At 50.5% G+C, this 24,008-nt stretch carries 22 protein-coding genes; 16 read left to right on the top strand and 6 right to left on the bottom strand.

Annotated elements, in window-relative coordinates; genetic code table 11:
• Positions 1-11: 11 nt before the first annotated feature.
• Positions 12-1,106, bottom strand: coding sequence for a D-alanine--D-alanine ligase (gene ddlA, locus OGX96_RS14085; RefSeq protein WP_286583368.1), 1,095 nt, complete (start codon positions 1,104-1,106; stop codon positions 12-14).
• A 301-nt stretch (positions 1,107-1,407) separates the two neighbouring features.
• Between ddlA and OGX96_RS14080 the strand changes: the two genes are divergently transcribed.
• The 5 genes from OGX96_RS14080 to adrA all read left to right on the top strand — a co-directional run bounded on the left by OGX96_RS14080 (position 1,408) and on the right by adrA (position 6,240).
• Complete coding sequence (locus tag OGX96_RS14080; protein WP_048226321.1) at positions 1,408-2,604, top strand: multidrug efflux MFS transporter; 1,197 nt, start codon at positions 1,408-1,410, stop codon at positions 2,602-2,604.
• A 248-nt stretch (positions 2,605-2,852) separates the two neighbouring features.
• On the top strand, positions 2,853-3,095 hold the full coding sequence (locus OGX96_RS14075) for a sigma-S stabilization anti-adapter protein IraP (protein WP_079935136.1): 243 nt from the start codon (positions 2,853-2,855) through the stop codon (positions 3,093-3,095).
• 104 nt (positions 3,096-3,199) lie between these two features.
• Complete coding sequence (gene phoA, locus OGX96_RS14070) at positions 3,200-4,615, top strand: alkaline phosphatase (RefSeq protein ID WP_286583365.1); 1,416 nt, start codon at positions 3,200-3,202, stop codon at positions 4,613-4,615.
• Between the two features lie 97 nt (positions 4,616-4,712).
• Positions 4,713-5,033, top strand: coding sequence for a phosphate starvation-inducible protein PsiF (gene psiF / locus OGX96_RS14065; RefSeq protein ID WP_003830956.1), 321 nt, complete (start codon positions 4,713-4,715; stop codon positions 5,031-5,033).
• Positions 5,034-5,124: 91 nt separating this feature from the next.
• The gene (gene adrA / locus OGX96_RS14060; RefSeq protein WP_286583482.1) at positions 5,125-6,240 is read left to right on the top strand and encodes a diguanylate cyclase AdrA; all 1,116 of its coding nucleotides are present in this window, start codon (positions 5,125-5,127) and stop codon (positions 6,238-6,240) included.
• Between the two features lie 17 nt (positions 6,241-6,257).
• Here the strand turns inward: adrA and proC are convergent, their stop codons facing one another.
• Entirely contained in the window at positions 6,258-7,067 is an 810-nt protein-coding gene (gene proC, locus OGX96_RS14055) for a pyrroline-5-carboxylate reductase (RefSeq protein ID WP_003021462.1), read from the bottom strand.
• A 273-nt stretch (positions 7,068-7,340) separates the two neighbouring features.
• On the opposite strand from proC, the gene OGX96_RS14050 reads away from it, so the two are divergent.
• The 5 genes from OGX96_RS14050 (at position 7,341) to ppnP (ending at position 10,026) form a co-directional block, all read left to right on the top strand.
• Entirely contained in the window at positions 7,341-7,796 is a 456-nt protein-coding gene (locus OGX96_RS14050) for a YaiI/YqxD family protein (RefSeq protein ID WP_008783909.1), read from the top strand.
• 186 nt (positions 7,797-7,982) lie between these two features.
• Positions 7,983-8,528 (top strand): shikimate kinase AroL, encoded by a 546-nt coding sequence (gene aroL / locus OGX96_RS14045; protein WP_008783910.1) that lies wholly within the window; start codon positions 7,983-7,985, stop codon positions 8,526-8,528.
• Positions 8,529-8,554: 26 nt separating this feature from the next.
• On the top strand, positions 8,555-8,746 hold the full coding sequence (gene yaiA, locus OGX96_RS14040; protein WP_003021472.1) for a protein YaiA: 192 nt from the start codon (positions 8,555-8,557) through the stop codon (positions 8,744-8,746).
• 246 nt (positions 8,747-8,992) lie between these two features.
• A complete protein-coding gene (locus OGX96_RS14035; protein ID WP_003830963.1) occupies positions 8,993-9,670 on the top strand; it encodes an AroM family protein in 678 nt (225 codons plus the stop codon).
• Positions 9,671-9,741: 71 nt separating this feature from the next.
• Positions 9,742-10,026: a pyrimidine/purine nucleoside phosphorylase gene (gene ppnP, locus OGX96_RS14030; RefSeq protein WP_003021477.1), complete on the top strand. Its 285-nt coding sequence runs from the start codon at positions 9,742-9,744 to the stop codon at positions 10,024-10,026.
• A 50-nt stretch (positions 10,027-10,076) separates the two neighbouring features.
• Here the strand turns inward: ppnP and rdgC are convergent, their stop codons facing one another.
• A complete protein-coding gene (gene rdgC, locus OGX96_RS14025) occupies positions 10,077-10,988 on the bottom strand; it encodes a recombination-associated protein RdgC (protein ID WP_003021479.1) in 912 nt (303 codons plus the stop codon).
• Positions 10,989-11,079: 91 nt separating this feature from the next.
• Between rdgC and mak the strand changes: the two genes are divergently transcribed.
• On the top strand, positions 11,080-11,988 hold the full coding sequence (gene mak, locus OGX96_RS14020) for a fructokinase (RefSeq protein WP_286583362.1): 909 nt from the start codon (positions 11,080-11,082) through the stop codon (positions 11,986-11,988).
• Positions 11,989-12,015: 27 nt separating this feature from the next.
• On the opposite strand, the gene araJ is transcribed toward mak, so the two are convergent.
• Positions 12,016-13,188: an MFS transporter AraJ gene (araJ, locus tag OGX96_RS14015; protein WP_032942515.1), complete on the bottom strand. Its 1,173-nt coding sequence runs from the start codon at positions 13,186-13,188 to the stop codon at positions 12,016-12,018.
• 549 nt (positions 13,189-13,737) lie between these two features.
• Here araJ and OGX96_RS14010 point away from each other — a divergent pair.
• The 4 genes from OGX96_RS14010 to OGX96_RS13995 all read left to right on the top strand — a co-directional run bounded on the left by OGX96_RS14010 (position 13,738) and on the right by OGX96_RS13995 (position 18,683).
• Complete coding sequence (locus OGX96_RS14010) at positions 13,738-14,295, top strand: fimbrial protein (RefSeq protein ID WP_204191543.1); 558 nt, start codon at positions 13,738-13,740, stop codon at positions 14,293-14,295.
• A gap of 100 nt (positions 14,296-14,395) precedes the next feature.
• Positions 14,396-15,118, top strand: a complete 723-nt coding sequence (locus OGX96_RS14005; protein ID WP_286583356.1) for a fimbrial biogenesis chaperone — start codon at positions 14,396-14,398, stop codon at positions 15,116-15,118.
• A 26-nt stretch (positions 15,119-15,144) separates the two neighbouring features.
• Complete coding sequence (locus OGX96_RS14000; protein WP_286583353.1) at positions 15,145-17,670, top strand: fimbria/pilus outer membrane usher protein; 2,526 nt, start codon at positions 15,145-15,147, stop codon at positions 17,668-17,670.
• 14 nt (positions 17,671-17,684) lie between these two features.
• Complete coding sequence (locus tag OGX96_RS13995; protein ID WP_286583351.1) at positions 17,685-18,683, top strand: fimbrial protein; 999 nt, start codon at positions 17,685-17,687, stop codon at positions 18,681-18,683.
• An 85-nt stretch (positions 18,684-18,768) separates the two neighbouring features.
• Here OGX96_RS13995 and sbcC read toward each other — a convergent pair whose 3' ends face one another.
• Both sbcC and sbcD read right to left on the bottom strand, forming a co-directional pair.
• The gene (sbcC, locus tag OGX96_RS13990) at positions 18,769-21,912 is read right to left on the bottom strand and encodes an exonuclease subunit SbcC (protein ID WP_286583349.1); all 3,144 of its coding nucleotides are present in this window, start codon (positions 21,910-21,912) and stop codon (positions 18,769-18,771) included.
• Positions 21,909-23,111, bottom strand: coding sequence for an exonuclease subunit SbcD (gene sbcD, locus OGX96_RS13985; protein WP_286583345.1), 1,203 nt, complete (start codon positions 23,109-23,111; stop codon positions 21,909-21,911). The genes sbcC and sbcD overlap by 4 nt, the downstream gene beginning before the upstream one ends.
• Before the next feature lie 190 nt (positions 23,112-23,301).
• Here sbcD and phoB point away from each other — a divergent pair, with 190 nt between their 5' ends.
• Positions 23,302-23,991 (top strand): phosphate response regulator transcription factor PhoB, encoded by a 690-nt coding sequence (gene phoB / locus OGX96_RS13980; protein WP_003830970.1) that lies wholly within the window; start codon positions 23,302-23,304, stop codon positions 23,989-23,991.
• Positions 23,992-24,008 lie beyond the last annotated feature (17 nt).

Raw genomic sequence — 24,008 nt, 5'->3', positions numbered from 1 at the left:
TCCTGACGGGTTTACATAGTGGTTTTCAGCGCGCTATCCGCAGCATGGCGTTCCAGCGCCAGTTCGATCAGGCGAGTGATCAAATTGGTATAGCCTAAACCGCTCGCCTGCCACAGCTTCGGATACATACTGATGTTGGTAAAGCCAGGCAGCGTGTTGATCTCATTGATCACAACGTCGTTTTCAGCAGTTAAGAAGACGTCCACGCGCGCCATGCCGGCACAGCCCAGAGTCTGGTAGACCTGAATGGCGATTTCGCGGATCTTATCGTTAATCTCTGGCGCAATTGCTGCCGGAACGACAACTTTGGCACCGTTATCGTCAATGTATTTAGTGTCGTAAGCGTAAAAATCGCTGTTCAGCACGATCTCACCACAGGTACTGGCCTGCGGATGATCGTTGCCCAGTACCGCACATTCGATCTCGCGGCCTTTGATCCCTTGCTCCACAACGACTTTATGATCGAATTCAAATGCCAGCGCGACGGCCTGATCGTATTGGGCTTCGCTGGTTACTTTACTGACGCCAACGGACGATCCCTGGTTGGCCGGTTTTACAAACAGCGGCAGACCCAGGCGGGATTCCACTTCACTAAAGCTGATGCTGTTGCGATTCGCGCGAGTGAGCGTAATAAATGGCGCGATATTTAACCCGGCATCACGCAGCAGACGTTTGGTCACGTCTTTATCCATACAGGCAGCAGAACCCAGCACATCAGAACCGACAAACGGCAGGTTCGCCACGCGCAGCATGCCCTGCAGAGAGCCATCTTCACCCAAAGTACCGTGTACGATCGGGAAAATAACATCGACCGTCGGCAGCGGTTGACCGTTTTGTGCATCGATCAACTGGTGCTCTTGTTTACCCGGTACCTGCGCCAGGCTGGTCTCAGAAGGTCGCAACGCAATATGCGCCGGATCGTCTGAATTGAGCAGATAGTTACTGGCATCGCTGACGTGCCATTGCCCTTGTTTATCAATACCTAACAGCACAACGTCAAAGCGAGTCTTGTCGATGGCATCGACAATATTTTTTGCCGATTGCAATGACACTTCATGTTCCGCTGATTTACCACCAAATACGATTCCTACCCGCAACTTTGCCATCTTAAAAACCCATTCCATGAATGCAAAGCACATACATTACCACGACAAAACGCAGGTTTCCTCGGCTTCTGGCAGATTGTTTTGGCGAATGACAGGGGATTAGAAGGGGACATACACGCAGATCGCGCGGGAAGCACAATCCCCTGTTTATATTATGGGTTTGATGTGAGCTATATCACAAATATGATGAGCGGGAAGATAAAATCCTAAACTGTGATTTATCGCACCTGTAGACCCTTATTCGGCTAAGTAATTTGTTAAGCTTCTCGCAGTTTTCAGCTAATTATCGTTATGAGTCCTTATGGAATCCTGGAGAGTTAACCTTATTTCCGTTTGGTTCGGGTGCTTTTTTACCGGACTGGCGATTAGCCAAATCTTGCCTTTTTTACCACTCTATATCTCCCAACTGGGCGTGACCTCGCATGAAGCGCTATCAATGTGGTCCGGATTAACGTTCAGCGTCACCTTCCTGATTTCAGCCATTGTTTCTCCGATGTGGGGCAGTCTGGCCGACCGTAAAGGACGCAAGCTGATGCTGCTGCGGGCCTCACTGGGGATGGCCATTGCGATTTTGCTACAGGCATTTGCCACTAACGTCTGGCAGCTTTTTCTGCTGCGCGGGGTGATGGGGTTAACCTCCGGCTATATTCCTAATGCGATGGCGCTGGTTGCGTCCCAGGTTCCACGCGAGCGCAGCGGCTGGGCGCTGAGTACGCTCTCTACGGCGCAAATTAGCGGCGTCATTGGCGGACCGCTGATGGGAGGCTTTATCGCCGATCATGTTGGCTTACGAGCGGTATTCTGTATTACCGCCGCCTTGCTGGTGGTGAGTTTTCTGGTCACACTGTTCTTGATCAAAGAGGGCGTTCGCCCGACGATTAAAAAAAGCGAACGTCTGAGTGGGAAGGCCGTGTTTGCCTCGCTTTCGCATCCAGCGTTGGTGATCAGCCTGTTTTTTACCACCATGGTGATTCAACTGTGTAACGGCTCAATTGGGCCTATTCTGGCGCTGTTTATTAAATCAATGGTCCCGGACAGTTCGAATATTGCTTTTCTCAGTGGGCTGATAGCCTCAGTACCGGGCATTTCTGCTCTGATTTCCGCGCCCCGACTTGGTAAATTAGGCGACCGTATTGGTACTGAGCGGATTTTAATGGCGACGTTAATCTTCGCGGTGGTGCTGTTTTTTGCCATGTCGTGGGTTACCACGCCGTTGCAGTTGGGAATTCTACGTTTTCTGCTCGGCTTTGCTGATGGTGCGATGTTGCCGGCGGTGCAGACGCTGTTGGTGAAATACTCCAGCGACCAGATAACCGGACGCATCTTTGGCTATAACCAGTCATTTATGTACCTTGGCAACGTCGCAGGGCCATTGATGGGGGCAACGGTTTCGGCAATGGCGGGGTTCCGTTGGGTGTTCATTGCTACAGCAAGCATTGTGCTTATCAATATCTGGCAACTGGCTATCGCGTTGCGACGTCGGCGCGAGGCTCGTTGAGGTCCTGATTAACAACGCTGCTTGTCAGCGTTGTTAATCCATAATTGTGTATTATATATTTGTGTGATTATTAATTTTCTTACCTTTTTATATTGAATCATCCTGCTTCAGGACTCATTTTCCCTTATTTTGTGTTGTGATTGTTTTCGCAAATCGTTTTATTTCTTATAAAAATACAACTTTCATCCTCTAGGCAGTCGTGAGCCTTAATGATAACGTGACCCATATTTTGTTAAGGGAATAGGCAAATGAAAAACCTCGTCACTGAGTTGTTACTTAAGCTCGCGCAAAAAGAAGAAGAATCGCAAGATCTGGCGGCACAGGTCGAAACGTTAGAGCGGGTAATCATCGAAATGCTGCGCAATATGGCGTGGAACGATCGGCAAATATTTATTCGTCAAATTGAGGGGGCGCTGGCTGGCGGAAACCGCATGCCCGCGTTTCTGACGAACATACATAATGCTGGTGAGTGCGTACCAAAAGCGTTGTGATCCATCTGTGGTGGGGTAACCACAAATTATCATAAAAGTGTCACATCAAATACTTATAGTCGCTTTGTTTTAATTTTACCGTATTTATACATGGAGAATATAAAGTGAAACAAAGCGCTCTGGCTATTGCCCTGTTACCTTTGCTGTTTACCCCGGTTATTAATGCAGAAACATCTACTGTAGCGGTTATGGATAATCGTGCTGCTCAGGGAGATATCACCACGCCGGGTGGCGCTCGCCGATTGTCTGCCGATCAAACGGCAGCTCTGCGCGAATCCCTGAACGATAAACCGGCCAAAAATATAATTTTACTGATTGGCGATGGGATGGGCGACTCCGAAATAACGGCAGCGCGAAATTATGCTGAAGGCGCGGGCGGCTTTTTTAAAGGTATTGATGCTTTACCGTTGACCGGACAATACACATATTATGCGTTGGATAAGAAAACGGGCAAGCCCGATTATGTGACAGATTCAGCAGCATCTGCGACAGCATGGACAACCGGCGTGAAGACCTATAACGGGGCGCTGGGTGTGGATATTCATGAAAAAGATCACACCACGATTCTGGAAATGGCCAAAGCGGCAGGTCTGGCGACAGGCAACGTTTCCACGGCTGAATTGCAGGATGCCACGCCGGCCGCACTGGTTGCCCATGTCACTTCGCGTAAATGCTATGGTCCGAGCGTGACGGCTGAAAAATGCCCGACGAACGCGCTGGAAAAAGGCGGTAAAGGGTCAATTACCGAACAATTATTGAATGCTCGTGCGGATGTTACGTTAGGCGGCGGAGCAAAGACTTTTACTGAAACCGCTACGGCAGGTGAGTGGCAGGGTAAAACGCTGCGAGAACAAGCCCAGGCCCGTGGTTACCAGATGGTGAGTGATGCCGCGACGCTGGCGGCTGTTAGCGAAGCGAATCAGGATAAACCGCTGTTGGGTCTGTTCTCAGACGGTAATATGCCAGTGCGTTGGGAAGGGCCGAAAGCGTCTTATCACGGCAACCTGGATAAGCCGGTAGTGACCTGTACGCCAAATCCAAAACGTAACGACAGCGTGCCAACGCTGGCGCAGATGACGGATAAAGCGATTGAGCTGTTAAGCAAAAATGAGAAAGGTTTCTTCCTGCAAGTAGAAGGCGCGTCGATCGATAAACAAGATCACGCCGCTAACCCGTGTGGACAAATTGGTGAAACGGTCGATCTGGATGAAGCGGTGCAGCGTGCACTTGCCTTTGCGAAGAAAGATGGCAACACCCTGGTTGTGGTAACCGCTGACCACGCGCATGCCAGCCAGATTGTCGCACCGGATACTAAAGCACCCGGTTTAACGCAGGCGCTGAACACTAAAGATGGCGCGGTGATGGTCATCAGCTATGGCAACTCTGAAGAAGAGTCCCAGGAGCACACCGGCAGCCAACTGCGTATTGCAGCCTATGGCCCTCATGCGGCGAATGTGGTTGGCCTGACCGATCAAACCGATCTGTTTTACACCATGAAAGCCGCGTTAGGACTGAAATAAGCTGACACCCGACGGCAATACTTTTGCCGTCGGGTGGTATTTTTATCGTTAGCAGCCAAACTTACCTGCGTGTCGTCGTTCAGAAAAGGATGGTGCTATGAAAATTACATTATTAATGACGTTACTCTTTGGCCTTATTTTTTTAACTACCGTCGGTGCTGCCGAGAAGACGTTAACCCCGCAACAACAGCGTATGACCACCTGCAATCAGCAGGCCACGGCGCAGACCTTAAAAGGGGATGCGCGTAAGACCTATATGAGTGATTGCCTGAAAAACAGTAAATCTGCGCCTGAGGAAAAGAGCCTGACGCCGCAGCAGCAGAAAATGCGTGAATGCAACGTCAAGGCGACGGAACAGTCTCTGAAAGGCGATGATCGTAATAAGTTTATGAGCGCTTGCCTGAAAAAATCTGCTTAGCACTTCCGGGTGAGCAGGTAAAATCGCTCACCCGAAATATCATACTTCCGCCACCAGACCCCTTCCTATAATTTGGGAAATTTGTTTCAGAATATTCCCAAATACGATGAATGATGAAAATTTTTATCAAAAGAAGGTCGTCCCGAATGAAGCATTTATATTGCTTCATCAAAATGACCACCAACGTTCCGGTCTGCGATTTGCCCGACGAATCAGGCTGCCGCGAGCGGTGGGACTGGGGGGAATGTTTTTCCCTATCGCGTCGGTATTAGTTTCTCAGCCAATAACCGGAGGCTGGTGGCTTTTGCTGGTGGGATGGGCGTTTGTCTGGCCGCATCTGGCATGGCAATTGGCAAGTAAAGCTATCGATCCACTGCATAGCGAATATACCAACTTAAAAGCCGATGCCATCCTCGCCGGGATGTGGATGGGGATTATGGGGATAAACTTGCTGCCATCCACGGCGCTGTTGATGATTATCTGTATCAACCTGATGGGCGCAGGGGGTATGCGTGTCTTCATCGCAGGCGTCGTGTTGATGGTGGTTTCCTGCCTGGTGACGTTACAGTTAACGGATATTCCCGTGGCTTTTAGCAGTACGCAACTGAGTGTGCTGTTGTCGCTGCCGGTGTTAGTGGTTTACCCGTTGCTGTTTGCCTGGGTGAGTTACCAGACGCTCATCAGGCTGGCAGAACATAAACGTCGCTTACAGGTTATGAGCACGCGAGATGGGATGACCGGGGTTTATAACCGACGTCATTGGGAACTGTTGCTGCGGAATGAATTTGATAATTGCCGCCGCCATCAGCGTGATGCCACGCTCCTTATCATCGATATCGACCATTTTAAGAGTATCAATGATACCTGGGGCCATGACGTCGGGGATCAGGCCATTGTTGCACTGACCCGCCAGTTACAGATGACCTTACGCGGTAGCGATGTGATTGGTCGCTTTGGCGGTGATGAGTTTGCGGTAATCATGTGTGGCACGTCAGCGAGCAGCGCGATTGCAGCGATGTCTCGTGTTCACGAACGGCTTACCCAACTGCGTTTATCCTGCGCGCCGCAGGTTGACCTGCGCATTAGCGTGGGCGTTGCGCCGCTGACGTCTGAAACTGAACACTATCGAGAATGGTTAAAATCAGCAGATATGGCTCTCTACAAAGCAAAGAATTCCGGACGTAACCGCACTGAAGCGGCGGCCTGACGTCCGGCGGTGTTAACTCAGGAGCGGCTGAGTTTTTCCGACTGCTCCATGCACTTAATCATCGCTTCAATCACCGATGAACGGAAACCGCGTTCTTCCAGGACGCGTACCGCCTCAATGGTGGTTCCACCCGGCGAGCACACCATATCCTTCAATTCGCCAGGATGTTTACCCGTTTCCAGAACCATCTTCGCCGAACCCATTACCGCTTGTGCTGCAAATTTATAAGCCTGTGCGCGGGGCATCCCCCCCTGAACGGCGGCATCTGCCATCGCTTCGATAAACATAAATACATAGGCCGGTGCTGAACCGCTGACGCCAACGACCGGATGAATCATTGCCTCCGCAATGACTTCAGCTTCGCCAAAGCAGCGGAAGATATTGAGCACGTCGGCCGTATCTTCCGGCGTGACTAAGGCGTTTGGCGTGACGGAGGTCATTCCGGCGTTCACCAGCGATGGCGTGTTTGGCATCGCGCGAATGATTTTACGGTCATGACCCAGCGCGCGGGCAAGTTGATCGAGGGTAACACCGGCGGCAATCGAGACGACAAGGGAATCTTTGTTCAGGCTGGAGGTAATTTCGCTCAGCACCTTAATCATGATGCCTGGTTTTACGGCCCCAAAAACAATATCAGCGATCTGCGCGACTTCTTGTGCAGACTGCGCCGCATTAATGCCGTACTGGTCGTGCAGCGCGGCGACCTTATCGGGGGAAGGGGTGTAGACCCAGATTTGTCCGGGGAGAACCTGACCGCTGGCGATCATGCCGCCAAGAATGGCTTTGCCCATATTACCGCAGCCGATAAAACCAATTTTCTTGTCCATCTTGTCACTCCCTATGGATGATATTCATTGTTTTATACCCGTCATACTTCAAGTTGCATGTGCGTTGGCTGCGTTCGCTCACCCGAATCACTTACCAGAGTAAGCTCATCCGGACTCATTCTCTTGCCGCCTGCCTGCAACCCGAATTATTTAGGGTAAATCTGGGAAAGCTAAGCTTAGCGCGGAATGAATATGTTCAGAAGGAGAAACAGCACTTTGCCTGAAAGTAAAAGCACGCGACAATGTGCGACAGCACACCAGTGGGGAGAAGTTATGACAATATGGGTGGATGCCGATGCGTGTCCGAATGTGATTAAAGACATTTTGTACCGCGCCTCTGAGCGCATGCAAATGCCGCTTGTTTTGGTGGCCAACCAAAGCCTGCGCGTCCCGCCTTCGCGTTTCATCAGCACATTACGTGTGCCTGCGGGCTTTGACGTGGCTGATAACGAGATTGTGCGTCAGTGCAGCGCCGGTGATTTAGTGATAACGGCAGATATTCCGCTGGCGGCTGAAGTGATTGAAAAAGGTGCGGCGGCGCTTAACCCGCGCGGCGAACGCTATACCGAAGCCACGATCCGCGAGCGTCTGATGATGCGTGATTTTATGGATACACTGCGAGCCAGCGGTATCCAGACCGGGGGGCCGGACAGCCTTTCGCCCCGCGACAGACAGCATTTTGCGGCTGAACTGGATAAGTGGTGGCTGGAAGTTCAGCGTAGAAAATAGGGTGTGTAATTTATTATTTACACTTTATTCATTGTGAATTCTTGTTATAGTAGGGGTTAACTCATCTCGCCATTCCTTCTGTAATTTTTTCTTTACAGTTTTGGCGATGTACTAGTTTGATGATATGATTATATTTTTAACCGCATCAGATCCCGCTTGTTGGCGGCTCTCTGGGGAAATTCTGTGATGACGCAACCTCTTTTTCTTGTTGGCCCCCGGGGGTGTGGTAAGACGACAACCGGTATGGCGCTGGCAAAGGCTATTGATTTCCAGTTCGTTGATACCGATCGCTGGTTGCAATCGCACGTGCAAATGACCGTGGCGGAAATCGTCGAAAGAGAAGGATGGGAAGGGTTTCGTGCCCAGGAAACGACCGCTCTGCAGGCTGTTACAGCTCCTGCCACGGTTGTTGCAACCGGCGGCGGTATCATTCTTACCGAATTTAATCGTCATTACATGCGCAGCCACGGCGTGGTTATCTATCTAAGCGCACCGGTATCGGTACTGGTTGATCGTCTGGAGGCCACGCCTGAAGAAGGATTGCGACCGACTCTAACCGGCAAACCGTTGACCGAAGAGGTTCAGGAAGTGCTCGCCCAGCGCGATGTTTTGTATCGTGAGGCTGCGCACTATATCGTTGATGCCACCAATCCACCTTCGCAGGTAGTGGAAGACATTCTTGGGATACTGGCGCAGGCAGCGCCACGGTTGCAGGGCGGTGTCTATACTTAATGTTCATCCAGTGAAAAGGAAGAACTATGCCGACACAACCACCTTACCCACGTCAAGCGACCATTGTTACGGTTGAAAAAGGGACGCCAGGCCAGACGGTAACCTGGTATCAACTTCGTGCCGACCACCCTAAACCGAATTCGTTGATCAGTGAGCATCCTTCAGCTCAGGAAGCGATGGATGCTAAAAAACGCTACGAAGACCCCGATAAAACCTGATATGAAGACCGCTCTGGCACGAGTCTTAAAAGTGCCAGTCCGGGCGTGCATCACATTATTTTAAATTTCGCCGTATACAGTAAAAATTGAAAATTAAACAATAACAATCCAGTACTGGAATGATCTGGAATCTTTACACAATACACCGCCGATCTACTGCTACGCTTTTGAGCATTTGTAGCACAGGTCAGCGCCCGGCACTTATCCGGGATTTCACAGCAAAGTAAGAAGACGGTGGAGCAACAAATGAGTACGTCGTTGGCTATCCTCACGATTGGCGTTGTGCCGATGTGTGAGATGTTACCGCTCCTGACGGAATATATTGATGAACAGCACATTACTCACCACAGTCTGCTGGGGCAGATGCAGAGAGAAGATGTGATGGCCGAGTACGGGGCTTCACCCGGTGACGAGCTGTTATTAACGCTGCTTAGCGACCACCAACTTGCTCATGTCTCACGTCAGAAAGTGGAACGCTCGCTGCAAAGCATTGTGGAGGTTCTCGATAATCAGGGATTTGATGTGATCCTGCTGATGAGTACCGCCTCAATTACCCGTCTGACCGCCCGCAATAGTATCTTGTTGGAACCCATACGCATTATTCCCCCGTTAGTGGCTTCAATTGTCGAAGGGCATCAGGTTGGGGTCATTGTACCTGTTGCTGAATTGCTCAAAGCCCAGACACAAAAGTGGCAGGTGTTACAAACTCCGCCAGTGTACGCCGTGGCGAATCCAGTAGAAGGTTCTGAACAACAGCTGATTGATGCCGGGAAATATCTCCTTGAGCAAGGTGCTGATGTTCTTATGCTGGACTGCCTGGGGTTTCATCAACGTCATCGTGATTTACTGCAAAAGTCGCTGGATGTCCCGGTTCTGCTGTCCAATGTGTTGATTGCCCGACTGGCTTCGGAATTGCTGGCGTAATTTTGCGTGACAGGTGGAACGTCAGCCCCCTATATTGGTTCCTAACTTAATCACGAGATAGGGCCAGTTGTATGCTTCAAAGTAATGAATACTTTTCCGGCAAAGTAAAATCGATCGGTTTTACCAGCAGCAGTACTGGCCGCGCCAGTGTAGGCGTGATGGCTGAAGGTGAATATACCTTTGGTACTGCGGCACCTGAAGAGATGACGGTAGTTAGTGGCGCACTGAACGTGCTGCTGCCAGGGGAAACCGAGTGGAAAGTGTATGCCGCAGGAGACGTGTTTAACGTACCGGGCAACAGCGAGTTTCATCTGCAGGTAGCAGAGCCAACATCCTATCTTTGCCGTTACCTGTAAGCGTAAAAATGACGAATGGCGATATTGAGTCGCCATTCGCTAAACACGGCTTAACGTTGCGCTTCGCCGCCTAATCCTTCCACCAGACTTTTAATCAGCGCCGCCAGTTCGCCTGTCATCAGGATGAAATCGGCATCAAAACGCTGAGCATAATCTTCGCGGTCGATATCTTCATTCTGATCGCGCAGCTCGTCGCTGAACTTCAGGCGCTTAATGGAGCCGTCGTCACACATAACGAACTGAATGCGCTGCTGCCAGTCGAGGGCCAGCTTAGTGACCAGTTTGCCCGCTTCGATATGCACGGCGATTTCGTCGCAGACCAGATCCTGCTTTTTCGCGCGGATCACACCGCCGTCTTCAAGGATCGCTTTCAGTTCAGCTTCATCCAGCAGTTGGAAGCCCTGCGCCGTGGTGCCGGAGCGAACCCATTCAGTCAGCGTCAGCTCAATAGGGTTTTCCATCGTCAGCGGAACGACCGGCAGTGAACCGAGACTCTTACGCAGCAGCGCCAGCGTATCTTCGGCTTTTTTCGCGCTCGCACAATCAACCATGATCAGATCGTTGACGGTATCGATCCACATCATTGTCTGGCTGAAGCGGCTAAAGGCGCGCGGCAGCAATGAGTGCAGAACTTCATCTTTCAGCGAGTCTTTTTCGGTCTTCTTAAGTTTGCGACCTTGCTCAGCTTCCAGTTTGAATATTTTGGCTTCCAGCGCCTGTTTGATAACCGGCGACGGCAGAATTTTTTCTTCTTTGCGGGCGCAGATAATAATTTGGCCATTGGCGGTATGCGTTAATGCATCGCTGTGCGATCCCATCGGCGGAACCCAGCCCATTTTTGCCATATCCTGGCTACCGCAAGGGGTGAACGTCATTGATGCCAGCTGTTTTTCCATCTCTTCGGCTCGCAAAGAAACATCGCGGCTAAGACGGTAAACCATTAAATTTTTGAACCACAGCATGATAATTTCCACGGCCTTGTCGTTAAATCCAGCGGGCATGATAGCGAATTGTCGCTATGCTTGCATTGTTAATCGGGAAGAGGAGCAAACAGTGCGTATAGGTATCGATTTGGGCGGTACGAAAACGGAAGTTATTGCGCTTGGCGATGCGGGCGAGCAGCTTTTTCGCCATCGCCTGCCCACGCCGCGTGATGATTATCGGCAAACGATAGAAACCATCGCCACGCTGGTGGAGATGGCGGAAAACGCCACCGGGCAGACGGGAACCGTGGGAATGGGCATTCCAGGTTCAATCTCGCCCTACACCGGGGTGGTAAAGAATGCCAACTCGACCTGGCTTAACGGACAACCTTTTGACAAAGACCTGAGTTCGCGTCTGAATCGTGAAGTGCGGTTGGCAAATGATGCCAACTGTCTGGCGGTTTCAGAAGCGGTGGATGGTGCGGCGGCCGGGGCGCAAACCGTGTTTGCGGTGATTATCGGCACCGGATGTGGCGCAGGCGTGGCACTGAATGGTCGGGCGCACACGGGCGGTAACGGTACCGCGGGCGAGTGGGGGCATAATCCGCTGCCATGGATGGACGAAGATGAGCTGCGTTTCCGACAGGAAGTCCCCTGTTATTGCGGTAAACAAGGCTGCATTGAAACCTTCATTTCCGGGACCGGCTTTGCCACCGACTACCAGCGACTGAGCGGTAAGCAGCTCAAAGGCAATGAAATTATCAGCCTTGTTACTGCGCAGGACGTTCTTGCGGAGCAAGCGTTGAGCCGCTATGAGCGTCGTCTGGCGAAATCACTGGCACATGTGGTGAATATTCTCGATCCGGACGTCATTGTGCTGGGGGGCGGAATGAGCAATGTCGACCGACTGTATCAAAACGTTCCGGCGTTGATTAAGCAGTTTGTCTTTGGCGGCGAATGCGAAACGCCTCTACGCAAGGCGCTACACGGGGATTCCAGCGGTGTACGCGGTGCGGCCTGGCTGTGGCCGCAGGAGTAAGGTTCGCGTAGCCGGGTAGCGCAGATGCTATCCGGCAGCGTGTGTCATCTGGGGTACTGCGCGCTTCAGGCGACCGTACAGTAACAGTGACGACATCGCAGAAAACGACAGCAGTGCCGCCGGCAGCGTCACGTAGTTGTAGGCAAAGCCCAGCGTCAGCATCATGCCACCGCTGTAGGCGCCAATCGCGCTGCCGAGGTTAAAGGCAATTTGCCCGCCAGCCGCACCCAGCAGCTCCCCTCCTTTAGCATTTTGCAGCAATAAAATTTGCAGCGGTGCCGACAGGGCAAACAGGCCCGCGCAGCAAATAAAGGCGAAGGTCAGCGACGCGGCTTTGATCCCGCCAAAGGCAAAGAGCAACAGCAGAGCCAGCACAATCACGAAGTCGGTTATCACCGCAATGCGCAGCGGCGTATAGCGACCAGACAGCCGACCGCTCAGCAGATTTCCCAACACCATTCCTAATCCTACCAGCATCATGATGAAGGTCATCAGCGCTTCGGAAAAACCGGAGATGAACATCATGTATGGTTTGACATAGCTGAACCAGGCGAAAACCCCGGCGTTACCAAACATGGTGGCGGAGAAAATGAGCCACGGGGCGGGGCTTTTCAAAAAGTGAAATTGTTCGCGCAGGTTTCCTTTTGCTTCATCGCTGATGTTGGGCACCCAAAAAGCGACCGAGACCATCACGGCGATATTAAAGACGGCAATCAGCAGAAACGTATAGCGCCAGCTAAATTCCTGACTCAGCCAGGTGCCGACGGGAATGCCAACCAGATTGGCAACGGTCATACCCGAAATCATGCCCGCGACAGCGGCGGTGACTTTTCCCGGGCGGGCGAGCTTCGACAGGATAATTGCGCCAACGCCAAAAAATGCGCCGTGCGGGAAGCCTGAAACCAGCCTACCCACCGCCAGCATAAAATACGAGGAGGAGAGGGTGAAAATGGCGTTGCCAATCACACACAGCGTGACCAGAAACAGCAGAATATGCTTGAGCGAAAAGCGGCTGGAAAAGAGTGCAATAATGGGTGCGCCAAGCACCACACCAAAGGCGTAAAACGAAATCATATGGCCAGCGGCAGGAATGGAAATTCCCACGTCCCGCGCCAATTCGGTGAGTACACCCATGATGCCAAACTCGGCCATGCCCAGCCCAAACGTCCCCAGGGCTAAAGAGAAAATGACTTTTTTCATACCACCTGTCATACACAGCAACAACAGCTAAGTAGGGCTAATGCTATCATATTTGTGAAGTCTGAACGAACGATTGCAATTATTCTTGAAAGCAATTATTTGCATGCTAGATGCCGATAACATACGGACTCGGAATTGTAGTCTTTTCAATATATAAAATACACTAAAATAGTGTTTTATTGATGGGTGATTTCTGGTTGGGAATGGGTTGTTGTATTCACAACGCATATGAATCGATAGTGATTTATTTTTTATATATAAAGCGCATAGCTATAAATTATTTAAATATTGTTTTTATTTTATCGATTAACTTATTATAACTTGCTGTTTTGTAATGATATTGTTTTTTGTCTTTGTGCTGTTGATGAAATAAAAATCATATTATATTATATATGCCGACCACAATATTCATTGGGTTAGAACGCATAAGATTCTATCTTTCGGACCTCTTCTGAGGACTGTTTGGGATTTTTATATGCAAAAGTCTTTGGCGGAAATTTCAGAGGCAGCATTCGAAAGATAATAAAATTTATTATAGGGAAATTTCACATGAAAAAGAAAGTACTCCTTTCTGCCTCTTTGTTGCTTGTTGCGGCTATCAATGTTGCGCATGCGGCAGACTTAACTGATGACCAGGGCACCGTCACTTTTACCGGTACTATTATTAACCCACCTTGCCAGGTTGAGACAAACAGCGAAGATGTTCAGGTACCCTTTACCCCGCTGGGGACTAACGCCTTTGCTGGTATTGGCGAAGAAGCGTCTCAGGTTCAGCCGTTTGCAATTAAATTGACTAAGTGCCCGGCAAATACTGTGGTAAACCTAACCTTTGCAGGTGATACCGCAACGGAAAATACGCAGTTGAAAGCGCTTACTGGCGGCGTTGATACCGGTGTTGGCATTGTGGTTTATGGCGCTGATGCCAGCAATGATAAAGTCGTTTTTAACGACGAAGCGAACTCTGCTTTTGCTCAAACGACCGGGGCAAGCGAAGAAAATGACCTGACGTTTAACTTCACATCAAAAGTTGTGGCAACCGTTGATCCGGCGAGTATCAAAGGCGGCGAGTTTGCCGCAACCACAACCTATACCATTTACTATCCATAAGGGATGTAGAGTGGGAGTGACGTAAGTTCAGACAGGATATGCCATAGGATAATCAGGGTATGTCCTGTAATTCTTTTCGAGATTTAGCCATAAGGGATGAATGATGAATCTCAACATTTCTGGTTTGCTGTTTTCAGCAATATTCATTCTTTTTCAAAACACTGCTTCGGCAGGGGTGCAAATTAGCAATACGCGTATTATTTATCCTGGAGATGTGGATGAGGTTCAGGCAACGGTAAAAAATACGGGTAATGGAAATCAGCTTGTTCAGGCATGGGTTGATAACTTCGATAAGAATGATAAAAGTAAGCCTCCTCTTATTATTACTCCTCCGTTATTTAAACTTATTGGCGGACAGACGAATATCCTACATTTTATCTCAGTCGATAAAAATGACATCCTGAAAAAAGATCGTGAACAAATTTTTTGGGCTAATATCAAGTCTATCGAAGCGACGCCTAAAGTGTTAGTTCAACAAAGTAAGCTACAATTGGCTACCCGCAGTCGTATTAAGCTGATATGGCGACCAAAAGGATTAAATAAAAGCGACGCGCAAGAAGCATACAAAAGTCTGATATTTTCTGTTTCAGGTGGACGTTTGGCTGTGGATAACCCGACGGCATATTATATTTCTTTGCATAACATGACCGTTGACGGCAAAGAGGTAAAGCCGCCGAAAGATACGCTTTCCGCTGTGTCTATGATGATTTCACCCTATTCAAAAATGATCTACTCCCTACCGGGTGGGAACGCTAAGTCTGTTCGGTGGAGCGCAATTGACGACTACGGTAATGCCACTTCCGAACAGGAAAAGTCACTTTAAATTCGGCGGATAAGGATATCCACAATATGCGGCCTATCAATAATTATCATGAAATTCTCTCATTGAAATTATCAGCTATTGCCGCCGCATTGATGTTGTGTAGTCCGTTTTGTATCGCTGAATCACAAGTTGCTGATGATGAGTTTAATATTGATGCGCTACGTTTTGATTCCCCAATAGACAGCGCAGAGGCGATCCGTACTTTTTTAGACGATAATGCACTTGCACCAGGCGTCTACCTCAGTTCTGTTTATTTTAATAATCATTTTGTTGAAAAAAAGAATGTGACGTATGTGCTTAATGAAGCCCATACCGCACTCATTCCCGTGTTAAAAAAATCAGAACTGGCCGCCTATGGCGTCAATGTCAGCAAAATGCCATTGATGAAAACGATGTCTGATGACGCCACGGTTGATGATATCGGACGTTACATTGAAGAGGCTTCCTGGACTTTCTCCACGCAGCAACAACGGCTGGATATTCGTGTTCCACAAGTTGCTGTTAATCAGGAAGTGCAGGGGTATATCGACCCTGATAATTGGGATGATGGGATACCTGCTGCACTGTTGGGTTATTACTATAGCGGCTCTAAAACACACTACAGCTCTCAGGGCTCGTCGACACAAAATTACCTGAGTTTAAACAGTGGACTGAATGTAGGGCCGTGGCGCATACGAAACAATGGAAATTACCAAAGCGGAGATGGTTGGGAAAACATTTCGACGTATATTCAGCGGGATATAAAGCGCCTGCGTAGCCAACTGACGCTCGGCGATAGCTCTACTGCGGGAGATATTTTTGACAGCCTTCCGATTCGTGGTGTTCGTCTGCAAACAGATACCGCTATGCTGCCCTATAGCCAACAAGGGTTTGCGCCGGTGATCCGGGGGATTGCGAAAAGCGATGCTAAGGTGACCATTAAGCAAAATGGCTACACTCTCTATCAAACCTATGTCAGCGCAGGGGCGTTTGAAATTACGGATGTACCGCAGGTATCTTCCGGCAGTGATTTTGATATAACAATCACGGAGGCTGATGGGAGTGAGCGTAGCTTCGTTCAGACGTCGTCTTCTTTACCTATCATGCAGCGACAGGGGGCATTGCAATATAGCGTTGCCGCCGGGCATTACCAAAATAATGATACATCAGAGGATCCTAATCTGGTCGAAGCGCAACTTATCTATGGGTTGCCTTATGGTTTTACCGTGTATAGCGGCGTGTTGGGCAGTGATTTTTATCGTTCCGCGGCATTAGGTTTTGGTATCGATCTTCATGATTTTGGCGCGTTTTCGTTTGATGCCACAACGGCCAGAAGCGAAGTGGCTGATAACGTCTGGCAGGGGATGTCTTATCGTGCCCAGTATGCGAAGAATATCGATACGACCAATACCAATCTTACTCTTGCGAGTTATCGTTACTCTACCCGTAATTTTTATACGTTTACGGAAACGTTAAATAACCGAACTAACGATATTGATGACGACAGTTTTTATGCTTATCGCAATACCAATAACCGTCGTAGCCGCTTTCAGGTAAATATCAGCCAGAGCCTGAATGAGCTAGGTTCTTTCTATATCTCCGGTTATCAGCAAGATTACTGGGGACTGGCGGGATATGAGCGCACGGTTTCTGTCGGTTATAACCAGAACTGGGAACGGATCCGATTTATGCTCAACTATTCGTTGACGCAAACGCCAACCTCACATCGTGATGAGCAGGTTTCATTTACTGTCAGTATTCCCTTAGATAAATGGTTACCCAGTGCCTGGGCGAATTATACTTATACAGATAACCGTCATCGTAGTCAGCAACATCTGATTGGGATCAGTGGTACTGCATTGCAGGATGATAACCTCAATTATAATCTCCAGCAGTCCTGGGGGAATAATGGAATGGGGGAGAACGGAAGTATGAATGCCACCTGGCAAGGCTCATTTGGCTCTGTTTCTGGTGGGTACAATTATGACAACAACAGCCGGCAAGTGAATTATAAGTTACAAGGTGGGATTATCGGCCATGCTGGCGGGATTACCTTAGCACAGTCGCTACCTGAAACGGTGACCTTAGTCGATGCCGACGATGGACCTGATATTAAAGTAGAAAACAGTACCGGTGTATATACTGATTCCTATGGCTACGCCGTTATTCCATATGCCTCACCCTATCGAACGAATAATATTATATTGAATACGGCAAGTAACCCGCAGGTTGATATTATGGAACCCGTCAAACAGGTAATTCCTTCGCGTGGTGCGGTCACACTGGCAACATTTTCTGCACGCACCGGTATACGTGTTTTGTTAACGCTACAACATAATGGAAATAACGTTCCTTTCGGCGCGCTTGCGGCATTGGCAGGGGAAAACGAAAAAAATTATGCCAGTATCGTGGGTGATAACGGACAGGTTTATTTAACCGGTGTATCGGCAGGCGATCGCGTTATGGTGAAGTGGGGTGAGAAAGCGACGCAGCAGTGTACCGCGCAGATTGCTATTCCTGCCGATGAACTTACCAACAAAACCGTTGCTATATTAGCGGCAGAGTGTAAATAAAGGTGAAAGTGATAATGATAGCCGTCATCAGGTATGTGATTGTATTTTTTGTATTAAACTGGTCAGTGGTAAGTTATGCTTCATGTTATTATAAAAATAATACGACAGCAGCAACCTATACGGTCACCGTTCCGACTATTAACGCTCAGCGCGATGTCCCTGCAGGAACTGTCCTATGGGATAGCGGTTATCTTAATGCTCCAAATCAATCCGATATATTTTGTAACGGTGTACACCCAATCTATCGTGGATATGATGACTCATCATTGACGCTGGTAAATGGTGTTGAAGAATATGTTTATCAGACGAATAACCCTGGTGTTGGGATTAAAATTTGGTGGTTGTCTATGCTAGATGGAAAGAGCTATTCACCAAGTGATGCCCGAATTTTTTATTCTCCAGCGAAGGCTGAGGGGTCGAAAACATGTAAGGGGTGTGAATACACAAATATCTCAGCAGCGTTTGAGGTGCGATTAATCTCAACCGGACAACCTATTACAGATGCTCCCTTGCAATTATCGCGATTTAGTGCCTCCCGATTATATGAATCTGCCGCCCAACTTCATATTAACTTCACCGATGCAGATGTGGTGGTTAAGAGCGCCAGTTGTGTGCTTAATAGTAAGAATATTTCTGTTAATTTGGGGCGTTACTTTAAAACTGTCAGCCTGAATAACCCGGGTGATACTGGTGATGCGGTTGATTTTAAAATTGATTTAACGTGCGATCCGGATACCAATGTCAATGTATTGTTTTCTGGTACAACGACAGCAGGCGATAGCACTATTCTGACATTGAACGATCTTGATTCTCCGACGTCTGCGCAAGGTGTCGGTGTGCAAATTTTATATAACGATCGGTTAGTGAATTTTGGCGAGATCCTGCCCACGATAAAAAATGATGCAGAAGGGAGCGTCGCCCTGCCGTTTAAAGCACACGTCATACGTTTAAATGAGAACTTGCGGGCCGGCGAAATCAACGCCACGGCGACCTTTGATATGATTTACCGCTAGCGGTTATTTTTTAAGCGTAGGGATGTTTTGCAGGAAATGATATTGCCGATCTTGTCGGCAATATCAATACGTCGAAAAATCAGCGTTATTCCACTCTGAAAGAGTTGTCGAGTTTGCTGTAACCCAGCCCGTTGATTTTTTTCACTTTGATTTGCACCGGAATGCGTTCTTTCATTGCTTCGACGTGGCTGATCACGCCAATGGTTTTACCGCTAGCGTTGAGTGCATCCAGTGCGTCCAGAGCGGTATCCAGCGTTTCGCTGTCCAGCGTGCCGAAACCTTCGTCGAGGAACAGGGAGTCAATTCGCGTTTTGTGGCTGACCAGATCGGACAATGCCAGCGCCAGCGCCAGACTCACCAGGAAGCTCTCGCCGCCGGAGAGCGTACGCGTGTCACGCACCGCATCGGCTTGCCAGGTATCGACCACTTCCAGCTCCAGCGCTTCGCTGGCCTTGCGCTGCAACAAATAGCGACCGTGCAGACGGGTTAACTGGTTGTTGGCAAGCCAGACCAGGTTATCCAGCGTCAGCCCCTGGGCAAATTTGCGGAACTTATCTCCCTCTTTCGAGCCGATCAGCGCATTCAGATAGCCCCAGTCTTCGACCTGCTGCGCGACTTTTTCAATCTCCTGCATCAGCGCCTGCTGCTGCTGGCGGTTTTCAGCATCCTGCCTGAGCTGCTGGCGAATTTCTCCCTGACGAGTGGTGTTATCCCGCAGCAGTTGGGTGAGCTGCGCCAGCGTGTCGCGAAGATGTTGTGCCGTGAGCGTGAGATCCACCCCGGTTGGTTGCTGCTGTTGATGAGTCACCAGCGCCTGCTGGGCCTGATTAAGCAGCGTTTGTGCCTGTTGTTGCTGGTTTTCCAGCGATTGTTTCAACAGCTCAAGACGGTTGAAGGTCTCTTCATCCAGCAAGGCGGCGATAAAGGCGTCACGATTGTCAAAGATGCTGGCCTGCAATGCGGCATCAAACTGCGCCTGAATGTCTGCGGCGCGCTGAACGTCCTGTGCTTCCTGCTGCTGCAAGGTTTGCCACTGTCCCTGTAAAGAGAGGCAATCGTCGTGCACCTGCCGCCAGTTTTCCAGCGACAGATCCTCAATGATTTCAGAAAGAGCCTCTGATTCTGGCAGCGTTTCCAGCAGCGGCGCAAGCTGGGCAATCCGGGCCTGTATCTCGGTCAGTTCATTCTGGCGCTGTTGCCACATTTGCGCTTCGTTCGCCCGTTCGCTTAACCATGGGGAGACTTCGTCCTCGGGCGGAAGGGCCAGACCATGACGGTCCAGCTCTGAGGTTAACGTCGCCTGGCGCTGGTCAATATGCTGTTGGAGTTGAGTAATCTGTTCGGTATGCGCGGCGATTTGCGTCTGCAGGGTATGACGCAAGCTTAACTGGTGAAGCTGTTGTTCGTACTCTTCCTGAGCGGCCAGCCACGGGGCAATGTCATCCTGCGGTTGTAGCGATACGTTGAGACTGGCGGTGATGGTCAGCCACTCTTGAGTAAGTGCTTGCTCCTCCTGAGAAAGCCTCTGTGCTTCGTGTTCATCGCGCTGAAGTTGCTGCGTTATCGCCTCAAGCTGCCCGCGCAGGGTTGAACCCTCATCGGCCAGCGTTTTGACCTCTTTTTCCAGCGTCTCACGTCGTGCCTGATTTACGCTCAGCTCAAGCGTCTGGTAACGCGCGATAGCCGGATGTGTAGTAGAGCCACAAAGCGGACAAGGTTTGCCGGATTCCAGTAATGCCCGATGGCTTTCCAGATCTTTGATGCGGGCTTCCTGCTCGCAAATGAGTCTCACATCGGCAAGTTGCTGATTTTTATCTTTATAGCGCTGACGTTTCTCGGCAAGTACCGCGTTGCGCTGGGTCAGCTCTTGCTGGCGCTGCATCAGTGAAGCGCGTAGCTGTGCCAGCTGCTTTTGATTCGGGGCGATTTGCCCGTGCAGATTACTGAGGCGCTGGCGTAATGGACGAAGCTGCACATGTTGAGCCAGCGCTTCTGTCACTTCCTGCGGCGAAAGGGTCAGCGCAGGAAGTTGCAGGGCATCGAGCTTACGTGTGTCGTTCTCCCGCAGCTGCTGCCACTGGCGTAGCTGGGCGCTGGCGTCGGACTGTTGCGCCAGCAGCGCTTTCCATCCTGCCAGTTCGCTACTCCATAAGCGGAAGCGGTCATGTTCGTTCAGCCAGTCGGTTAACGTCTGTTGTTCGGCGAGTATAGCGGTCGATTGCGTGTGCGCTTGCTGACGGATACGCCCGCGCAGCGCTAAGCTGCTTTGTAAGCGAGTATTCACTTCCTGAATCTTCTGGCGCGTACGCTCGATAGTAGCCGTTTGTTCCTGGATTCGCTCCCAGTGAGGGCGCAATGCTCTGGCCGGCTGCGCCAGGCTCAGCGCTGCCAGCTGCGGCTGCGCGTCTTCTTGCGCCTGAAGTGCTGCCTGTAATGCCTGCTGATGGCGGTTTATGTCCGTCTGAAGCTCATTTTGCCGAATAAGCCAGTTGAGGTGCTGTTGCTGGGTTTGTTGGCTGGTAAGGTATTGTTTTTCTTCGTCAGTAAGTACCTGCAAACTTTCCGTCAGGGACTGCACCTGCTCTGGTGCTAACAGCGCCACGCCGCTGGCCTGGGCCTGCAGTTTTTCCAGCTCCGTACGCGCTGACTTGTGCTTTTCAAACACCATAGCGGAGATTTGGCCGTAGATCTCAGTACCAGTTAACTCTTCCAGCAGCTCGGCGCGCTCTTTCGGTTTGGCATTAAGAAAGGCGGCAAACTGCCCTTGAGACAGCAGCATCGAACGGGTAAAACGCCCGTAATCCAGCCCGGTAAGCTCGGCTGTCATCTCCAGCTTGTCTTTGACTTTATCGGCGAGGATTTTACCGTCAGCGCAGCGGGCCAGCTCTACGCGCGGGACCTGCAGGTTGCCCTCGGGCTGATTGCGCGCCCGGTTCTGGCTCCAGAATGCGCGGTAGGCTTCGCCGCGCACCTCAAACTCAACTTCGGCCAGACACTCCGCGGTGTCGCGGGTCATCAGGTCGTTTTGCGACTGTGACACTGTATTCAGGCGCGGCGTTTCGTGGTACAGGGCGAGGCAAATCGCGTCCAGCAGGGTGGTTTTCCCCGCGCCCGTTGGCCCGGTGATGGCGAATAACCCGTTACTGGCAAAAGGTTCTGCCGTGAAATCGACTTTCCATTCTCCCTTCAGGGAGTTGAGGTTCTTCAGGCGCAGGCTGAGAATTTTCATGCTTCACTCTCCCCGGCAAGCGTGTGTAAGGTTGCGCTAAACAGCTGATTCAGCCGGTTGCGCTGAGGCTCCTCGAGCTCTTCCAGCGCCAGGCGGCGGTCAAAAACCTCCGTTACACTCAGCTCGCTTAACGTTTCGCGTCGTTCATTGGCCATAATTCGTTCGCGCTGTTCCCTACTGCGGCGCACCAGTAACACCTCGACCGGTAAATCTTCGGTTAAGGCCTGGATCTTACGTTGCATGTCATGCAGATAGTCGTCGGTGGTGATTTCAATATCCAGCCATATCGGCGGCTCTTGTGGCACGTTACGCCACTGCTCAAGCTGGGCGGTAATGGCGGCTAAATCGCCTTTCAGTACCGCAAGCGGCTGGGTGACCGGTACGGTGAGATTTTCAACGGCGCTGAGTTTCCCCGCTTCAAAGCTCACCAGATGTACACATTTGCTTTTGCCGCACTCGTCAAAACTGAGGGCAATCGGCGAACCGCAGTAGCGAATATGGTCCATCCCGCCGATAACCTGCGCCCGGTGAATATGCCCCAGTGCGATATAGTCCGCGGGTGGGAAATTTTGCGCCGGAAAGGCGTCCAGCGTACCGATATAAATGTCACGTACGGCGTCACTTTTACTGGCGCCAACGGTGGTCAAATGGCCGGTCGCAATGATGGGCAGGTTTCGATCGCCACGCAGCGTGCAGGCGTCCTGATACTGCTGCTGGTAATAGTCGGTGATCGCCCCCAGCAGATGCTGCTGTTTTTCTTGTCCGGTTAGCCCGGCCTGGCTGGTAATGATGTCACGTGGTCGTAAGAAAGGAACCGGACACAGGATCGCTCCCGGCGTGCCATCACGTTGCGGCAGCACCTGCGGCGCATGGCCGGCGCTGGCAACGACCGTGGTGTTGAGAAACGCCAGAATATCGCGGGATTCATTGAGCGTGGCGACGGAATCGTGGTTGCCTGCCAGCACGACCAGATGACAGCCAGTTTGCTGCAAATTGACGACAAAACGGTTATACAGCTCACGGGCGTAGCTTGGCGGTGAGCCGGTATCGAAAATATCGCCCGCCACAATAATGGCATCCACCTGCTGGGATTGTGCCGTTTCCAGCAGCCAGTCGAGAAAGGCCTGATGTTCAGCGGCGCGGCTCTTGCTGTAGAAATTTTGGCCCAGATGCCAGTCAGACGTGTGAAGGATGCGCATAAGAGTTCCATGACGATAAAACAGTGGCGGGGATTATAACCTTTCAAGGACGGTAATATCTTGTCTCCGGGCTGTCATAATTCGTCTGGCTGCGTTAAACCTGGACTATCTTTTCATAAATCTGTCATAAAACTGACGCATAATGGCACCGTATTGATGGCAAACGATTTAATTATAAACAGGGCAAATCATGGCGAGACGTATTCTGGTCGTAGAAGATGAAGCTCCAATTCGTGAAATGGTCTGCTTCGTGCTCGAGCAAAACGGTTTTCAACCCGTAGAAGCCGAAGACTATGACAGTGCTGTGAACCAACTCAATGAACCCTGGCCGGATCTCGTCCTGCTTGACTGGATGCTTCCCGGCGGCTCGGGTCTACAGTTTATTAAGCATCTCAAGCGCGAAGCCATGACGCGGGACATCCCCGTGATGATGCTGACGGCGAGGGGAGAAGAGGAAGATCGCGTCCGGGGTCTGGAAACCGGTGCGGATGACTATATTACCAAGCCGTTTTCTCCCAAGGAGCTGGTGGCGCGTATTAAAGCTGTGCTGCGTCGTATTTCCCCCATGGCGGTGGAAGAGGTTATTGAGATGCAGGGGCTGAGTCTTGATCCCACATCACATCGCGTGATGACCGGCGAAGAACCGCTGGATATGGGGCCGACCGAATTCAAACTGTTGCACTTCTTTATGACTCACCCCGAGCGTGTATACAGTCGTGAACAACTCCTCAATCATGTCTGGGGAACCAATGTCTACGTGGAAGACCGGACAGTGGATGTGCATATCCGTCGCTTACGTAAAGCGCTGGAGCACAGCGGACACGATCGTATGGTGCAGACAGTTCGCGGGACGGGATATCGTTTTTCGACCCGCTTTTGACTGACAAGAATCAGGGC

The organism is Citrobacter sp. Cpo100, assembly GCF_030332595.1.
Taxonomy (GTDB): Bacteria; Pseudomonadota; Gammaproteobacteria; order Enterobacterales; family Enterobacteriaceae; genus Citrobacter; species Citrobacter portucalensis.
This window is presented reverse-complemented; position numbering and strand designations above follow the sequence as displayed.

Coding starts and splice junctions, on each gene's coding strand:
- ddlA (WP_286583368.1), bottom strand. CDS start 1,106: ATGGCAAAGTTGCGGGTAGGAATCGTATTTGGTGGTAAATCAGCGGAA.
- OGX96_RS14080 (WP_048226321.1), top strand. CDS start 1,408: ATGGAATCCTGGAGAGTTAACCTTATTTCCGTTTGGTTCGGGTGCTTT.
- OGX96_RS14075 (WP_079935136.1), top strand. CDS start 2,853: ATGAAAAACCTCGTCACTGAGTTGTTACTTAAGCTCGCGCAAAAAGAA.
- psiF (WP_003830956.1), top strand. CDS start 4,713: ATGAAAATTACATTATTAATGACGTTACTCTTTGGCCTTATTTTTTTA.
- proC (WP_003021462.1), bottom strand. CDS start 7,067: ATGGACAAGAAAATTGGTTTTATCGGCTGCGGTAATATGGGCAAAGCC.
- OGX96_RS14050 (WP_008783909.1), top strand. CDS start 7,341: ATGACAATATGGGTGGATGCCGATGCGTGTCCGAATGTGATTAAAGAC.
- aroL (WP_008783910.1), top strand. CDS start 7,983: ATGACGCAACCTCTTTTTCTTGTTGGCCCCCGGGGGTGTGGTAAGACG.
- yaiA (WP_003021472.1), top strand. CDS start 8,555: ATGCCGACACAACCACCTTACCCACGTCAAGCGACCATTGTTACGGTT.
- OGX96_RS14035 (WP_003830963.1), top strand. CDS start 8,993: ATGAGTACGTCGTTGGCTATCCTCACGATTGGCGTTGTGCCGATGTGT.
- ppnP (WP_003021477.1), top strand. CDS start 9,742: ATGCTTCAAAGTAATGAATACTTTTCCGGCAAAGTAAAATCGATCGGT.
- rdgC (WP_003021479.1), bottom strand. CDS start 10,988: ATGCTGTGGTTCAAAAATTTAATGGTTTACCGTCTTAGCCGCGATGTT.
- araJ (WP_032942515.1), bottom strand. CDS start 13,188: ATGAAAAAAGTCATTTTCTCTTTAGCCCTGGGGACGTTTGGGCTGGGC.
- OGX96_RS14010 (WP_204191543.1), top strand. CDS start 13,738: ATGAAAAAGAAAGTACTCCTTTCTGCCTCTTTGTTGCTTGTTGCGGCT.
- OGX96_RS14005 (WP_286583356.1), top strand. CDS start 14,396: ATGATGAATCTCAACATTTCTGGTTTGCTGTTTTCAGCAATATTCATT.
- OGX96_RS14000 (WP_286583353.1), top strand. CDS start 15,145: ATGCGGCCTATCAATAATTATCATGAAATTCTCTCATTGAAATTATCA.
- OGX96_RS13995 (WP_286583351.1), top strand. CDS start 17,685: ATGATAGCCGTCATCAGGTATGTGATTGTATTTTTTGTATTAAACTGG.
- sbcC (WP_286583349.1), bottom strand. CDS start 21,912: ATGAAAATTCTCAGCCTGCGCCTGAAGAACCTCAACTCCCTGAAGGGA.
- sbcD (WP_286583345.1), bottom strand. CDS start 23,111: ATGCGCATCCTTCACACGTCTGACTGGCATCTGGGCCAAAATTTCTAC.
- phoB (WP_003830970.1), top strand. CDS start 23,302: ATGGCGAGACGTATTCTGGTCGTAGAAGATGAAGCTCCAATTCGTGAA.